The organism is Lachnoanaerobaculum sp. MSX33 (genome assembly GCF_000512995.1).
Classification (GTDB): Bacteria; Bacillota; Clostridia; order Lachnospirales; family Lachnospiraceae; genus Lachnoanaerobaculum.
In genome coordinates this window covers 20,016-37,846 of the sequence record NZ_AZXX01000095.1, presented here as the reverse complement: position 1 = coordinate 37,846, position 17,831 = coordinate 20,016, and the positions used below count along the sequence as shown (strand labels likewise).

The window sequence follows — 17,831 nt, the reverse complement described above, 5'->3', positions numbered from 1 at the left end:
GAAGTTGAATAAAAAATATCAAAAGAATATCGAAAATCAAAAGGCGATTGAAGAAAAAATAGAAGAACTTAGGTTGAGGCAGGAAATACTTAAGGAAGAGCGGGAAGAAATGGAGCAGGTTGAGGTTCTAAAAGAATATAGGAGCATTGATATTTCACTTGATGAGTTTTTAGAAATGATGAGAAATTACAAAAAGGAAAGGCAAAGCGAAAAGAAAATGAAAGAGCCGGAAGATTCTAAAGAAGTAGAGGAAAACAGAGAAAAAATCATGGAGGATATGAATGAAGGAAACTAAATCTAAAAAGAACAGGGTGAAAAGATTGGTAGGAGTTATTTGCTTACTTGTGATGTTTGTTGTAGGGAATGTTTACCCTACATATACTTTTGCACAGGTTAATGAAAGTGAAATAGAAAGTGAGGAGACTCGTGAAACAGCCTTAGAAAAAGATAATGGGGAAAGAGAAGTACGCTTTCCTAATAAACTGGAGGCAAAAGAGCCTCCAAGTGATAATCAGGTAGGCAGCCAAAGTGATGGTATAAATAAAGGTATTCCTACAGTAGAAGGCAGTGCAAAGGCGGAACTTATAGAAAATGTAAATAATGCCAATCAAAGCTATCCTATTTATCATGGAGAAAGTACGGGGGATGAAAGTGGTAAATATTTTGCTGATGCCAGACAGTTCATTACATTTAAAACAAAGTCAGGAAAGACCTTTCATCTAATCATTAATTATGATGAAGAAGGACAAAATGTCATGCTGCTTACAGAGGTTAGCGAAGATGATTTACTAAATATGGTTGAAGCAAAAGAAAAACCTAAAGAGGAAGTAAAAAAAATAGAAGAGGTACCGCCACCAACAGAAGCAACAAAAGAAGAACCGGTAAAGGATGAGCCTAAAAAGAAAGAAGAAAGTAAAGGAGCAGGGCTTTATATATTTTTAGGATTACTTGTCATGGCAGTTGTCGGAGCAGGATATTATTTTAAAATTTACAAGAAAAAGCAGGAAGAAAGTGAGGATGATGAAGATTATAATGAGCTTGAGGATGATTATGAAAGCGAGGATAATATAGAAGAACCGGAAGAAATACCGGAGGAAGAGGAACAGGAGGAAGTGGATGATATGGCAATAGATGCCTATGAGGAGGATTATGATGAGTAAAAAAGGATAAAGAATATATGTTCTTTTTTGTTTATATATAGTATGATATCTACGTAGCTTGTATTTGATACAAGTAGTCAACAAATTAGAATTTACCGAGGTAACATAGAATGAAAAAGATGAGAGCAATAGTAGAAAAAGGGCGCTCAGGTGTTCCAAGACCGTTGTTTTTGATTTTGATGACCATTTTTCTTCTGACTGGTTGTTTGGTAAATACTGCCGGTTCAGTGCAAGAGGTCGAGAGCTATCATCAGATCGATCAAGATATGGCAAAGCAGATGATGACCCGGGATGACGGGCATGTGATTGTAGATGCCCGCAGGCAAGATGAATACGATGCAGGCCATATTCCTGGCGCAATTCTAATTCCAAATGAGAGCATTGAAGCGGAGCGGCCGGAAGAACTCCCGGATCTGGATCAGATCATCCTGATTTACTGCCGAAGCGGGAACAGATCCAAGCAAGCAGCGCAAAAGCTTGCGGACATGGGATATACCAACATCTACGAATTCGGCGGGATCAACACCTGGTCCGGAGAGATCGTGACAGGAGAAACTACTATGGAGATACCGGAGAATATAAAAACAATCTATCTTGCAGGCGGCTGCTTCTGGGGAACGCAGAAGTTCTTTGATCAGTTTGTCGGCGTAATCCGAACAGAAGCAGGTTATGCAAACGGACCTGACGAAGCTCCGACCTATCAGGACGTCTGTAACAGCAGCGGGCATGCCGAGACAGTGCGGGTCGACTATGACCCTGCTGTAATTTCTCTGACTGATTTGCTGAATTACTATTTCATGGTGATCGATCCGCTCTCTGTAAACAAACAGGGCAATGATCGAGGCATCCAGTACCGGACGGGGATCTATTATACGGAAGAAGACCAGCTTCCGGAAATCGAAGCGGTTTATCGGGCGGAGGAAGAGAAAGCCGGAGCCAGGCTTGCTGTTGAACTGCTTCCGTTGGAAAACTTCTTCCCCGCAGAAGAGTATCACCAGAAGTATCTGGACAAGAATCCCGGCGGCTACTGCCATATCCCGCGCAGTTACTTTGATCTTCAGCAAAACAGCGCAGAAGAATCTGCAGATGAACTTCGGGTGCGGATCGGCGATTTGGCCTTTGAGGTCACACAGCACGCCGCCACGGAGTACGCCTTCACCGGCGAGTATGACGACTTCTTTGAAAAGGGCCTTTATGTCGACATTGTCAGCGGCGAACCGCTCTTTACATCCATGGACAAGTATAGTATAATTCTGGGTGTGGCTGGCCGGCGTTCACCAGGCCGATCGCGGAAGATGCTGTCACTGAGGCCGTGGACACTTCACATGGTATGGTCCGGACGGAAGTGCGCAGCAGCGGCGCGGATTCCCATCTGGGTCACGTGTTCAACGATGGTCCCCGCGAGTCCGGCGGGCTGCGTTATTGCATCAACTCGGCAGCTCTTAGATTCATTCCCTACGATGAACTGGAAGAACAAGGGTATGGGGAGTATCGGAAGCTCTTTGAGTAAGAATAATCAAAAATCAATACAAGGAGGCATATAGCAATGGAAGAAAAAAGAATCTATGAAATGGACATGGTAAAACAAGAAGACAAAAAAGCTGCAAAGAAAACACCTTTTTACCAAACAGAATCTACAGGAGGGTTGGTGTGGGTGATTAAACCGGGACAAACCTTGCAGAAGCACCGTCACCACAATTCTGATGATATCTGGATCATTTTACAGGGAGAAGGAATATTCTATCCCGAACCGGATAAAGAGATTCCCTTAAAAAAAGGACAGGTTATCGTTTCTCCTAAAGGTGCATGTCACGGCGCAATGAACACAGGAACAGAGGATATAGTTTTTGTGAGTATCGTTGCACCGGTTCCGGCAGATTATGATCCTATAGGCGAATGAAATACATTTTTTTGAATGTGTTTTGATAAATTCAAGTTTAGCAAGATATGGTTAAATTAGAATTTGAAGAGTTGAAACTTTAGTTTTAGATTATGAATTATAATAATAAATCATATATTATTTTCAAATCTAAATAGAAAATATAAAAGAAATGAGGAGAGAGTACACATGAACGAACAAGTGCTTAAGATGAAAATACAAATATTAAAGGGATAAAACTATTAGATTTTGAATTCCCATTACGATCCGGTATATATGCAATTACTGGAGAAAATGGATCGGGGAAAAGTACTCTTATTTCATGTGCATCATCCGTGTTTTATCAAATGCCAATGATTGAATTTTTTGGAAGACCAGAGAATGCAAGTATTAATTTTATGTTAAATGAAATGACAAGAAGTTGGGAATGTAATGGTAAAGTGTGGACAAGCCAATCTTCTAAAAATAGGATGAATATTAGCGGATTTTATGAAGGAAGTATAATATTTGGTAATCGATTTAAGGATACAAATATATCTACAATCAACAAATTGGATAATTTGACTAAAAATGACCTTGAACCTGCACGAGAGTTTGTTTATAAAAATTTAGGGCAAATTCTAAAAAATGATGAAGAATTTTATAAAGAATTATTTTTGGTTAAGAAAAACTCTGCAAAAAATATAGGATTGACAAGAGAGGCATTTTGTATAAAAAAGGCAGGAAATCAATTTATTAGTCAGCCTAGAATGTCTACTGGGGAGAACCTACTGTTAAGCATTTTGCAGTCCCTTGAATATGTTCGCAAAAGAAGAAAAAAAAACAATGAATATCCTTGCATTGTTTTTTTAGATGAGATAGAGTTGGCTTTGCATTCATCAGCATTGAGACGTTTAGTTGTTTTCTTGAAACATATTGCAGAAGAACTAGAATTATCAATTTTTTTCTCTACACATTCAATTGATTTATTGAGAGAAATCAAAGCTCAAAATATATTTTATTTATCTTCATTTTGGGATAATGATATCATGGTTACTAATCCCTGTTATCCTGCGTACGCTACACGTAATTTATATGGCGATGATGGATATGGGAATGATATGGTAATTCTTGTCGAGGATGATTTAGCAAAATTAATAATAGAAAAGTTGTTATTAGAGAAACAATTAGTTAACAATATACGCATTAAAATACTTCCAACAGGTGGATGGACCAACACAATTACAATGGCATATGATGTTACCACATCTAATCTTTTGCAAAAAGGAACAAAGTTAGCGGTTGTTCTTGATAAAGATATTAAGGATGAAGTGCCAGATTTTTTTTCAAGGCATAAACAATATTCTGGTATAAAAGTAGATTTTCTTCCTATAGCAAGTTTAGAAAAGTATTTATATTCCAAGCTAGTGCGCGATAAGGATAAAAAATTATTTATTCTACTAGATACGTATTTATTTCAAAAGAGACCGCTGTTAGATATATTGAACCAATATCAAAAAGAGGTCAAAGCTAAAGATAACGATGGAAAATCATTGTATGGTGTCTTAATAAATGAAGTTAAATCTATGAGGAAGGATCGAGAAAATTTAGTGGAAATTATTGTTAAGTATATAATAGAAAATGAAAAGCAAAGTGTCGAAGAATTATCGAATTATGTAATAAATAAGGTAAAAGCATAAATGTACTAAAGCAATTTATCGTACTGCTTTGGAATGCTATATTTTAAAATAAATAGTAAAACCAAAAGGTAATCAGAAGGAAAAACTCTGATTGCCTTTTTTCATGCAAAAAAAGGAGGATTTATAAATGAATTTAGTGATATGTGAAAAGCCGAGTGTTGCAATGAGTATTGCCAAGGTTATTGGTGCAACCGGCAGGCAGAACGGATACTATGAGGGAGGTGGATATATTGTAAGCTGGTGTGTGGGGCATTTGATACAGATGGCAAGTCCTTCAGCTTATGATGAAAAGTACGGTAAGTGGAGATTGGAGGATTTACCGATTATTCCGAGCAAGTATAAGTACGAGGTTGTAAAGGCAACTAGGGGTCAGTTTAATACTCTTAAAAAGCTGATGAACTCTAAAGAGGTTGAAGAGGTTATTAATGCCTGTGATGCGGGGCGTGAGGGAGAGTTAATCTTCAGGCTTGTGTACGAGCAGGCAGGTTGTAAAAAGAATATCAAAAGACTTTGGATCTCATCAATGGAAGATGTGGCAATTAAAGAAGGCTTTAAGCAGTTAAAAGATGGAAAAGAGTATGAAGCTCTATACCGATCAGCTCTTGCCAGAAGTAAGGCGGATTGGCTTGTCGGCATGAACATGAGCAGGCTTTATTCCCTTATTTACAATCAAAATTATTCTGTTGGAAGAGTACAAACACCCACACTTGCCATGATAGTAAAAAGAGATGATGAAATAGCGGTTTTTAAGAAAGAAAAATATTATATAGGCGAGCTTTATTTTACCGGTTTTACTCTTTCAACAGACAGAATAGACAGTCTTGAAATCGTAGAAGATTTAGTAAATGTGGTAGGAAATAAAATCATAGTAAGAAATGTGGAGAAAAAGGAGAAGATAACAAAGCCTGACTTGCCGTTTGATTTAACAACACTTCAAAGAGAATGTAACAAGTACTTCGGATACAGTGCAAAACAGACACTTGACTATGCACAAAGCCTTTATGAAAAGAAAATGATTACATATCCTAGAACGGACAGCCGATATCTGTCGAAAGATATGATTATAAATACGGTAAACAACATACTTGGCAAAAATGACTTTGATACAGAAAGAATTAAAGTTATTTTTAACTCAGCTAAGGTAACGGATCACCATGCAATCATACCTACAGTAAGTTCTTTAGAGGAAGATATGTCCACAATTCCTGAAAGTGAAAGAAAAATATATAAACTTATCTTAAATAAACTCCATGCAAGTGCAGGCTATCCCCTAATTGAAAATATGACAAAGATTGTTGCTGTATATGAAAGTCAGGGTGATGTATTTGAATTTAAGGCAAACGGTAAGGTTATTACAGATGAAGGTTTTACAAAATATCTTAAACAGTACGGTTCAAAGAAAAATGAAGATGTTGTATTACCGGATTTAAATGTGGGAGATGTACTTAAAATCAAGGATAAAGAGATAAAAGAAAAATATACGACACCACCAAAGCATTTTACAGAGGATACTCTTCTTAAGGCTATGGAGATTGCAGGTAATGATGCACTGCAAAAGGGAATTGAGGTTGAGCGAAGGGGACTTGGAACGCCGGCAACAAGAGCAGGTATTATAGAAAATCTGATTTCCAAGGATTTTATAGAAAGAGATAAGAAAAATCTTATTGCAACCAAAAAAGGAAAAGCTCTTATAGAGATAGTGGAGGATAACTTTAAGTCGGCTAAAACAACAGCAAAGTGGGAAATGGACTTATCTGATATAGCACTGGGTAAAGCATCAAATGAAGCATTTTTATCAGGTATTGAAACTGAGATAAAAGAAACCGTTGCCAAGTATCAGGAAAGATAATCTATGTTTGATACATTGATGAAACTTGATAAAGACAGAGAGGTCTTGGATTTTTATGCCACAGATAAAAGAGCAACAAAGGAGCTTTTAATAAGAGAAAATTTCAGAGAAACAATATATGAGCCTGCCTGCGGTCAGGGGCATATCGGAAAAGTACTGGGAGAGCATGGATACAGGGTAAAAGCTGAAGATATTTGTTACAGAGGATATGGAAGCAAAAGAGAGGTGGATTTTTTTACGGTCAAGGAAAATACCTTAGACATAGTAACCAATCCGCCTTATTTTTGTGCGGATGAATTTCTAAAACACGCCCTTGAAATATCTGTCCCGAAAGTAAAGATTGCAATGCTTTTTCGCTTAGCATTTTTGGAGGGACAAAAAAGATATGAGTTATTTAAAAAATATCCTATAAAAAAGGTATATGTATTTTCCAAAAGACTTAACTGTGCTAAAAATGCCGAGTTTGAAAAGTATAAAAGCAATGCTATTGCATTTGCATGGTTTATATGGGAAGTAGGTTATACAGGAATTACGCAACTACAATGGATCTTATAAAAACAATAAAGAACAGAATTTAAGGAGGATGAAATGAACGATAATAAAAACATTCAAAGACAGGAAGAACAGGCCAAGGAAGTTATAAATGAGATCAAAAAAGAATATACAAAAACAGCCGACTTTTTAGAAGATAATACGGATACACAACTTAAAATTGCCGGGGAGCTTAAAGAAGAGCTAAAAAATAATGACTTTGATGTAAATATTGAAGAGTTAAAGGCACTTAAAGATGAAATAACAGGTCTTAAGGCGGAAATCAAAAGACTTAATGAAATAGATAATATAAGCCTTAGCTCACTTATTGCCAAGGATATTAGGGCAGTAGGAAAATCTCTTATTAATCTTCAGGAAAAGGCGGTAGGAAGTATTAAAAATCTTTATGACAGCATGAAACACCAGCTTACCTATAACCTTACGAAGGCACAGGAAAAGTTTGTTGAGATGAAAATAGGAATTGTAAAGGGACTTGTAAACTCAATGCAAAGTTTTATAAAGGAGCAGCAAAAGAAGCTTAATAACTGTCTTGAAAAACTGGATACCTTATCTAAAGAGATACAAAAGGATGAGGAAAAATTAAATAAGGGAAATAAGGAAGAGATTAGTCAACCGGATAATGAAAATAAAGACATTAAGTCAAGTGAAAAAACAGCTGTGAGAAATGGAGGTGAAAGGCAAGGTACAAATATTCAAAAAAGCAATGAGAAAAAGCCTAAAAGTATGGAAAGAAAACCTTCCGTATTAAAAACACTTAAAGAAAATCAGCAAAAGATCAGGCAGGAAGAAAATGTGAAAGGAGAAAAGACAGTAAAAAAGGATAAGGGAATGGAAATATAATGAAAGAAGACGACCTTATCAAATATAAAAATATTCCTGATGAATTAAAGCGAGAGAAAAGATGGTGTCTTTATAAAATCATTGTAAGAGACGGAAAAAACACAAAAATGCCTATTATGCCAAACGGAAAACCTGCCAAGTCAAATGATAGAAAAACTTGGCACAGTTTTGATGATTGCATGGATGCTTTATGTAAAAATCAAGGAACCGGCTTGGGATTTTTCTTAGGGGACGGGTATATAGGAATTGATATAGATAAGGTAAGTGATGAAATAATGGAATACAGTATGGACTTTAATGCTGCTTCCATGACAGCTAACTTTTTAAGAGGGATTTCCACCTATGCGGAAATCTCTCCGTCAAAAACAGGATTACATTTTATAGGAAAGGGTAAGATGCCGGGAGAAAGAAAAAGGTATAAAAACCTTGAAATTTATGACAGGGACAGATTTTTTACAATAACCGGCAATATATTAAAGGATAAAGACAGAAGTAAAATAGTAAATATCAATCAGGAATTATTACCGCTTTATCAAATATATATGCCAAGTATAGACTCCGTAGAAGGCAAAGCGGGTAGGATTAATCTAAATCCAAGTAGTTTGGCTTATAAAAACAGGTTCTCGCAAAATGATATTCTTAACATACTTTTTAATAGGGGATACTTTAACTATAGCGGAGAAGATCTAAGACAAATATATAACGGGAATTATCAAAACTATTTTAACAGCCAATCTGAGGCTGATTTTTTTATGCTTGGAAGGTTGCTTTATTACACCGCAGATGTGGAAGCGTCAATCAGCCTTATGGAAAGAGGCGGACTTAAAAGAAACAAGTGGTATAAAAGGCGAGGTAGTACAGACTATATACACTATATTGCAGACAGGGCAATGAACGGAATAAGCAAGTTTTATGATTGGAATAAAGAAAAGGCTGATATTGCAAAAGATATAAAGCAAGAAGAGACTGAAAATAATAAGAAGGAGGGAAAGATGCCAAGATATTCAACTGAAAAAATCGGTGATATTTTATCTCACTCGTTAGAGGAAATAAGAAGGGATGTAAGTGCCTACAAAGATTTTCTAAAGACAATGGGAAACAACTATAAATACTCATATATGCACCAGTTAAGTATTTACAGTACCTACAAGAGAGCAACTGCCTGTGCGGAGTATGATTTTTGGAAAAAACTTGGAAGAAGTGTAAAAAGAGGAGAAAAGGGAATACCGATTCTTGATTTAAGCATGAGACTACCAAAGGTGAAGTATGTATTTGATGTCAGCCAAACAGTAAGTATAGGAAATAAGATCAATGAAGTAAAACTGTGGAAATATGAACCCGAGAAGCATGCTTTGGCTATTGATTTACTGATTGACAACTTTAAAGAAAGAAACAGCAGGCTGCTTTTTTCACAGGAAGAAAAGATAAATGCACTTATAGATTTATATGTTAGGAAAAAGATATATACCATCTTTGATATGATGACGGATGATACGCTTAAGAGTTATACCAAAGTAGAATTGATGCAATTTATCACAGAATCCATAAAGATTTCACTTGCACAAAGAATGGATATAGGTATTCCTGTTGATGAGGGCAAACTGAAAACAGTATCAGGTATTAAGCATGGACAGGATATTGACAGCATCCTTGGAGAAATATCTTTAATTTCCAAAGAAATGCTTATAGCTATCGGAAGAGAAATACAGAAAATAAGTGATAGAGAAAAAATTAAAGAAATAGAGATAAAAGAGCAGACAAAGACCGACAAGGAGCATTATAATGTAAATGATAGCAGTGAAAATACCGGAGTAATAAATAATGAGATAGAAGAAAATAAAGGAGGCTTGGCTGATGAGAGAAACAGTAATACTGGCGGACAGGGAATATCTTTTGGAGGAAGAAACCTACATTCCAGTAATCAAAGAGAATCTGTTCGAGAAACAGGGGGGAACATACAGTTTGGAGAAGATGGAAGATGGAGAGGAAGTTTTGATATCGAATATCAAGATGCCAAAGATAATAGATCAGAGCAGACTGAACAGATTTGGCAGGGAGAGGCTCAAATTCCTGAAGGAGAACAGGGAGAATCAGTATCAGAGCATGTATTACAAAGAGACACTGATGGAGCATCTTTTAAATATAGAGGAGCAGGCACAGGAGTTTTTGGAGAAGGAAGAGCCGAAAATGATGCAGGCTTGGGGGCTTACAAACGAACTGAAGTCGGAGGATTTTCTGAAATACACGGGACTGAAGAAAAATCTCGATATGACACTGACAAGAATGGTACTGGAACAGATAATCTGGGTATAGAAAGTGATTCACAACTAAATATCAGAAATATTGAAAGGGAAGTTGAAAAGACTTCCTTTTCTTTTGCCGGGAATGAAGGCGGTCAGGTGAGATTTAACTTACCCTTACAGCAAAAAGAAATAGACACGGTTTTAATTTATGGAGGAAATAAAGAAAACCTAAGATTAAAGATTTTGGCTGAGTATTCTAAAGGAAAAGGTGTAGAAGAATTAGCTGATTTCCTTAAAAGCAACTTTAGAGGTGGAAATGGTTATGAGGTAGCCGGGAATAAGGTTTGTGCATGGTATGATAAAGAAGGCGTTTACTTATCCAATGACATTTCATCAAAAACAAATCCTATGCAGATTTTATCATGGAGTAATGCAGCGAAACGTATAGAAGAACTTATTGAAAGCAGTGAATATGCAACCAATGTAGAGGTGGCGGAAGCCTTTTCCTATGAAAGAAAAGAACTTGTAGAAAAATTGTGGTACTTAAAAAGAGATTTTGCAGATGATGTAAAAGAAGCTTACCTACAGGTTCTTGACCGAACAGAAAAAATCGGATTTCCTGACGAAACCGAAGAACTTTCAGAAAAGCTTAGAAGTCCTGAATTTAGAAATAAGCTTAGAGAAGAATATAGTATATTTATACAGGACTATATGGAAAATAAGGGGATATTAAGATTTCATTTTCACAAGGTGGAAGAGATTTTAAAAAGTCTGAATGATTTGGAGATACCAAGGAAGGAATTTAGTTCAGGTCTTATTGAACTACCAAAGATAAAAGAATTTATCACAGAAGATGAGATAGATGAAAATTTAAGAAGAGGAAGTGGTATTTCAGGAGGTGAAAAACGGATTGCCGACTTTTTTAGAGAAAATCATACACTTTCAGAACAGGCGGAGTTTTTAAAAAATGAGTACGGCACAGGTGGAAGAACTCATGCTTTATCAGGAAATATGGAAAGCAGTGAATGGCATGATGCTAAGGGAATCGGGCTTAAAAAGGGAAACTCTCCGGAAGTTATGCTTAGCTGGAGTCAAGTGGCAGTAAGGATTAAAGACTTAATAAAGAATGATCGATATGAAAATAAGGGTGTTGTGTCCGATGTGCAAAAACAGCTAAAATCAAAAGAAGAAAATATAGAGTCGGGGAATTTTAATCCGGAAGAAGAACAGGATATAACGGATAAAGAAAACGGTACCGACATTAATCCTGATATACAAAGAGAAGAAGAAAATAAAAATGCATCAGAGCTTAGAGCTAAGAATGAGATTATATCTGCTTTGACTTTTAAAGAAGGAAAGAAAGAGGATGAATATCAATTAAACCCACAAAAAGAAGAATTTACTTTGCTTAAAAAAGCTGTAAGTAAAGAAGACTTGAAAGTACCGGAGCATATAAGAAACAGCATAGACGGGAAAACCGGGTATGAAGCTGAACTTGTCTTAGACATGAAAAACCGAGAATTAAAGCAGCTTTTAAGGTATAACGGATATTTATTAAATAGTAATGTAGCAATATCTTATGACAGTTACAAAAAGATGCTACAAAATCTTCCCTATTTACTTGATGATAACCATAGAAATGTACTTCTTACAGGTTATATAAATGGGCAGATTAAAAAGGCAAATGAACAAGAAAATGTAAATGAGCCGATTTTTAAAGAAGGTATGCAGGTAAGATATCAAGGAAAGGAATACCTGATTTCGGAAATAAAGGATTATGGAAGCTATAAGACAATAAAATTGGATGATAATGAGGGGTATCTTACCGGATTTATTACAGGAAGTGAGATTCTGACATTTAGAAATGAAAATGAACTTGATTTTGAGATACTTTCTATAGCAGAAAAATCACTAAAGGAGAGTGTAGATAAAGAAGAGTTATCTGTCTTAAATAAAGAAGCCTTAAGTGAAATACCAAAGCAAGAAGAAACATATACAAGCAGAGAATATGTGAAAAATATCTCCCCTGTCAATTACAGGATAACAAGAGAAGATGAAGTCCTACCACCGTCAGAACGATTAAAAAACAATATCGAAGCAATAAAGGTACTAAAACAGCTTGATAAAGAAAACAGAAATGCAAGTAAAGAAGAGCAGGATATTTTAAGCAAATATGTAGGTTGGGGAGGACTTTCAGATGTCTTTGATGAAGAGCGGGGTGGTCAGTGGAAGGAAGCAAGGATGTTCTTAAAAGAAAACCTATTACCTTCAGAGTATGAAGCTGCCAAAGAGAGTACGCTTACCGCCTTTTATACACCTAAGGTAGTAATAGATGCTATTTATCATACTTTATCCGATATGGGATTTGAGAGTGGAAATATCTTAGAGCCAAGTATGGGAACAGGAAGATTTATAGGAAATCTACCCGGATCAATGCAAAAATCAAAGTTTTACGGCATAGAACTTGACAGTATCAGCGGACAGATTGCTAAAAAGCTTTATCCCAATTCAAACATTCAGGTAAAAGGCTTTGAAAAGACTGCTTTTTCAAATAATCTTTTTGACATAGCTGTAGGAAATGTACCCTTTGGAGAGTATAGGGTATCCGATCGTGAATATGAAAAAAACAACTTTCTTATTCACGATTATTTTTTTGCTAAAACACTGGATAAGGTGCGTAACGGAGGAATAATTGCTTTTATAACTTCATCAGGCACAATGGATAAAAGAAATGAGGATATAAGAAGATATATCAGTGAGCGGGCAGAGTTTCTGGGAGCAATAAGACTGCCGAATAATATATTTAAAGGTGAAGCCGGTACAGAGGTTACAAGTGATATTATTTTCCTAAAGAAAAGGGACAGGCTGTTAAAGATAGATGAGGACTGGGTTAAGATTGATAAGGACAGGAAGGGACTAAGCTATAACAAATACTTTGTAGATAATCCACATATGGTACTTGGAAATATGCAGGAAGTACCAGGAAGGTTTGGCACTACTCTTTCTTGCATTGCAGATGAAAGTAAACCGATAAAAGAACAGCTTGAGGATGCAATTAAAAATATAAAAGTTACTTATGAAAAGGCGAAGTTAAACGAAGAACTTGAAACAGAAACACTTCCGGCTGATGACAATGTTAAAAATTATTCCTATGTAGTGATTGAAGATAAGGTGTACTTTAGAGAAAACTCAATTATGCAAAGGGTACTTCTAAATAAGGCTGATGAGGAGAAGATAGGGGCATATCTTGAAATAGAAAAAGTATTAAGAGGAGTAATTACCTATCAAAAGGAAGATTATCCGGAAGGAGAAATTAAAGCATTACAAAGCAGATTAAATAAGCTTTATGATGATTTTTCAGGTAAGTATGGATTGATTAATTCAAGAGCAAATAAAAGACTACTCCAGGAGGATGCCAACTACTCTTTAGTGTCCACCTTGGAAAACCTTAATAAAGAGGGTAACTTTATCGGCAAGTCTGATATTTTCACAAAAAGAACCATTAAAAAAGCGGAATTAATAGAACATACGGATAACTTAACCGAGGCACTGATCCTTTCCATATCTCAAAAGGGAAATGTCAACCTTGAGTATATGGAGGAGCTTACAGGAAATATAAGAAAAGAGCTGATAGAAGGACTAAAAGGGGAGATATTCCTAAATCTTGACAGTTTTGAACCAAGTGATATTACGCCTTTTTTATCAGCTTTAGATTTGGGAGATTTTTCAAGAGATTATGTCAGTGCAGATGAATACTTATCAGGTAATATCAGAGAAAAAATTGAAGTAGTAGATGCATATATAAAAAATATAGATTATGAAATTAATAAAAATAAAGAGGAGTTAGATAAGCCTCAGGTATTACAATCGGGTATTGACGGGGGAAGATCCAAGCAGGAAGAATTATCACATAAATCAGAAATAACAGAGAAAATTTCGGTATTAAAACAGGAATTATCAGCTCTTAATTATCAAAAGAAAAAGTTAGAAGAAGTAATGCCGAAAACTCTTGAAGCAAGTGATATAACTGTCAAGATGGGTTCTACATGGATACCTGAAAAAGACTATAAGAGCTTTATGTTTAATCTGTTAAAGACCTCCGCATCAAACAGATGGAATATAGATATTAAATATACTGATTTTACGGGAGAGTATAGGGTAGAGGGAAAAAGCACAGATAAAAATAACGACCTGGCTAATTTCACCTATGGAACAAGCAGAGTGAGTGCATATAAGCTTATAGAGGATAGTCTAAATCTTAGAGATACCAAAGTATATGACCAGATCATTGATTCGGATGGAAGAAAAACATCAGTTCTAAATCAAAAAGAGACCATGCTTGCAAGGAGTAAACAGGAAATTATAAAAGAAGAATTTAAAAACTGGATCTTTGAGGATGTGGACAGAAGAAACAGACTGGTGAAAAAATATAATGAAAGATTTAATTCCCTTCGATTAAGGGAGTATGACGGAAGCCATTTGCCTTTTGATGGGATAAATCCTGAAATTAAGCTTAGACCACATCAAAAAGATGCAATAGCAAGGGGACTTTTTGGAGGGAATACCCTGCTTGCACATGAAGTAGGGGCGGGAAAGACTTTTGAGATGATAGGAATTGCGATGGAGTCTAAAAGGCTTGGGATGAGTTCTAAAGCCATGTTTGTAGTTCCAAATCATATCGTGGAACAGTTCGGGCGTGAGTTTAACGAGCTTTATCCGGCAGCCAATATACTTTGTGCTACGGAAAAGGACTTTACACCGGACAAGCGGAAAAGATTTTGCAGTAGGATTGCAACAGGAGACTATGATGCGGTGATTATCGGACATAGTCAATTTGAGAAAATTCCGATTTCAAAGGAAAGACAGGAGTATGAACTTAAAAGTCAGATCGATGAGATTGTGGAATTTATTGGAGAGTATAAAAGAGACAGGGATCAAAGATTTAGTGTAAAACAGCTTGAAAAAACAAAGAAAAGTCTGGAAGCAAAATTAAAGAAACTTAATGATGATTATAAAAAAGATGATGTGGTAACCTTTGAGGAACTGGGAATTGATAAGCTTTTTGTGGATGAAGCCCATGCATATAAAAATCTGTACCTGTTTTCAAAAATGAGAAATGTTTCAGGAATCAGTGCAACGGATTCGCAAAAGTCAAGTGATATGCTTATGAAGTGCAGATATATGGATGAGATAACAGGTGGTAAGGGAGTTGTTTTTGCAACAGGAACTCCGGTTAGCAACAGTATGGCTGAACTTTATACCATGCAAAGGTATCTTCAGTATGACGGACTTAAAAAAATGCACCTTCAGCACTTTGATTCGTGGGCATCTACCTTTGGAGAAACGGTTACGGCAATAGAGCTTAATCCTGAAGGGAACGGATATAGAATTAAGACAAGATTTTCAAAGTTTTACAACCTCCCGGAGCTTATGAACATGGTTAAGCAGTTCATGGATATAAAAACGGCGGATGTATTAAATCTTCCCGTTCCAAATGCACATTTTGAAACCATAAAGACAAAGCCTACCGAGGAGCAAAAGCAAATACTTGAAACTTTTTCAGAAAGGGCGGATAAGGTTCGAGCAAAACAGGTGGATTCCTCTGTCGATAATATGCTGCTTATTACTAATGACGGAAAGAAGATGGCACTTGATCAGAGGCTTATAAATCCCTTACTTCCCGATGATGAGAACAGCAAGGTAAATACTTGTGTAAAAAATATCTTCAGCATATGGGATAAATATGCAGATAAAAGGTCGGCTCAGCTTGTCTTTTGTGATATGTCCACACCCTCAAGCGAGTTTAATATTTATGATGATATTAGGAACAAACTCATTACAATGGGAATTCCAAAAGAAGAAATTGAATTTATCCATAATGCAAATAACAACAGTGAAAAGGATGCTATTTTTGGTAAGGTAAGGAAAGGAGAAATTCGTGTGCTTTTAGGCTCTACACAGAAAATGGGAGCGGGAACCAATGCACAAGATAAACTCATTGCCATTCACGATCTTGATGTCCCATGGAGACCTGCGGATCTGGCACAAAGAGCCGGAAGAATCGTAAGACAGGGAAATGAAAATAAGGATGTTTATATCTTCAGATATGTAACTGAGAATACCTTTGATGCTTATCTTTTTCAAACACTTGAAAATAAACAAAAGTATATTTCACAGATAATGACAAGTAAAACACCGGTAAGAGTTGCAGAAGATGTGGATGAGGCTACATTAAATTATGCTGAAATAAAGGCACTTGCGACAGGTAATCCTTTAATTCGTGAGAAGATGGATCTTGATGTCGAGGTATCCAAGCTAAAAATGCTTGAGTCCAACTTCAAATCAAACCTGTATAAACTTGAGGATAAGGTGGTAAAGGTTTACCCTAAGGAAATAGAAAATTTAAAAAATAAAATAGAAAACCTGAAAAAAGATATAAAAGCAGTAGAGCCATATAGAGAAGAAAATATAGATAAGGCAGTATATATTCAGTCAAGTTTGGAGAATGTAGGAGAAAATTTAATGGAGATAGAGAAAAAGTCGGATAAAGAAACAGTATCAAAATTCACCTCTCTTATTCTTGGCGGAAAAAAATATACTGATAAAAGACAAGCCGGAGAATTTTTGATAAGCAAGATAAAAAGCATAAAAAAGACGGATGATTTTAAGTCGGAAGAAGTAAAAATCGGAGAGTACAGAAACTTTGATTTATTTGCATACTATGACAGCTTTTCCAATCAGTATAAATTTAATCTAAAAGGCGAAGAGAATCATTATGGTGAATTTGGAACGGACGGTATCGGAAATATAACGAGAATGGATAATGTCCTTGATAGAATGCCTGAGAGACTGGAGCAAACTTTAGGTAAGCTTAGTGATACCGAAAGTCAACTAGAAACCGCAAAACTTGAAATCGGGAAGAAATTTCCACAGGATGAACTTCTAAAAGAAAAGACACTAAGACTTGCAGAGGTAAATAATCTACTTGATATGGGGCAAAAAGAAGCAGTAACAGAGGAAAAAAATCCGTTACTTGAAGAAGTAAAAGAAGAATTGATTCACTTTTTAAATAAAGAGTATGAGGAAAATCATAGTGTAGAGGATTTTGATACTTTGTTTCCCGACTTAAACGATATAAGGCTTGCTTATACGACTACGCCGGATGAAAAGCATGAAATACAGACAAGCCTTGATTTAATCAATTATAAATTAAACACTTATGTTGATAATACTTTAGTTAACAGCTTTCAGTATACCTATGATCCTCTTGATGCAAGCGATAGAAGAGAGCTTGTGCAAATAAAGGCAAACATAGGTTTTTGGGATTTTAATGAGCTTATCTATGTGGATGAAGAAAAGTTAAAAGAGGTACTGGGGCTTGAAATTGATGATGAGGGAAATTTCTATGATCCGTTAGAAAAAGATACAGACTTGGACGGTGTAGCAGACAGGTACGATGCCGACTTTAGAGACAGTAAGGTACAAAGTATCGGAGATCTTAATAAAAGAGATAGAAACTCTGTAGTAGAAAAATTAAACGGGTATAAGGAACAAGTAAGTCAAATAGGTGTAAGGGAAAATCAATTAGAATACTTTGAGGATGCAAGGTAGGATTCAGATAAAAAATAT

At 35.9% G+C, this 17,831-nt stretch carries 10 protein-coding genes; all 10 read left to right on the top strand.

The features are described from left to right. Positions 1-4: 4 nt before the first annotated feature. The 10 genes from HMPREF1495_RS12155 to HMPREF1495_RS12115 all read left to right on the top strand — a co-directional run bounded on the left by HMPREF1495_RS12155 (position 5) and on the right by HMPREF1495_RS12115 (position 17,813). Positions 5-295, top strand: coding sequence for a hypothetical protein (locus HMPREF1495_RS12155; RefSeq protein ID WP_034215272.1), 291 nt, complete (start codon positions 5-7; stop codon positions 293-295). Continuing rightward, a complete protein-coding gene (locus tag HMPREF1495_RS12150; RefSeq protein WP_034215269.1) occupies positions 282-1,160 on the top strand; it encodes a CD1107 family mobile element protein in 879 nt (292 codons plus the stop codon). The genes HMPREF1495_RS12155 and HMPREF1495_RS12150 overlap by 14 nt, the downstream gene beginning before the upstream one ends. 110 nt (positions 1,161-1,270) lie before the next feature. Next, entirely contained in the window at positions 1,271-2,704 is a 1,434-nt protein-coding gene (msrA, locus tag HMPREF1495_RS12145; RefSeq protein WP_034215267.1) for a peptide-methionine (S)-S-oxide reductase MsrA, read from the top strand. Positions 2,705-2,706: 2 nt separating this feature from the next. Further along, entirely contained in the window at positions 2,707-3,060 is a 354-nt protein-coding gene (locus tag HMPREF1495_RS12140; RefSeq protein WP_034215265.1) for a cupin domain-containing protein, read from the top strand. Positions 3,061-3,437: 377 nt separating this feature from the next. After that, complete coding sequence (locus HMPREF1495_RS12135) at positions 3,438-4,718, top strand: AAA family ATPase (protein WP_330368743.1); 1,281 nt, start codon at positions 3,438-3,440, stop codon at positions 4,716-4,718. Between the two features lie 127 nt (positions 4,719-4,845). Next, complete coding sequence (locus HMPREF1495_RS12130) at positions 4,846-6,567, top strand: DNA topoisomerase 3 (protein ID WP_034215261.1); 1,722 nt, start codon at positions 4,846-4,848, stop codon at positions 6,565-6,567. Positions 6,568-6,570: 3 nt separating this feature from the next. Continuing rightward, the gene (locus HMPREF1495_RS12125) at positions 6,571-7,122 is read left to right on the top strand and encodes a hypothetical protein (protein ID WP_034215258.1); all 552 of its coding nucleotides are present in this window, start codon (positions 6,571-6,573) and stop codon (positions 7,120-7,122) included. A 33-nt stretch (positions 7,123-7,155) separates the two neighbouring features. After that, on the top strand, positions 7,156-7,959 hold the full coding sequence (locus HMPREF1495_RS12120) for a hypothetical protein (protein ID WP_034215254.1): 804 nt from the start codon (positions 7,156-7,158) through the stop codon (positions 7,957-7,959). Positions 7,960-9,813: 1,854 nt separating this feature from the next. After that, on the top strand, positions 9,814-10,272 hold the full coding sequence (locus HMPREF1495_RS14430; RefSeq protein WP_442911242.1) for a TnpV protein: 459 nt from the start codon (positions 9,814-9,816) through the stop codon (positions 10,270-10,272). A 338-nt stretch (positions 10,273-10,610) separates the two neighbouring features. Then, positions 10,611-17,813, top strand: coding sequence for a helicase-related protein (locus tag HMPREF1495_RS12115; RefSeq protein ID WP_442911241.1), 7,203 nt, complete (start codon positions 10,611-10,613; stop codon positions 17,811-17,813). The last annotated feature ends 18 nt before the right edge of the window (positions 17,814-17,831 follow it).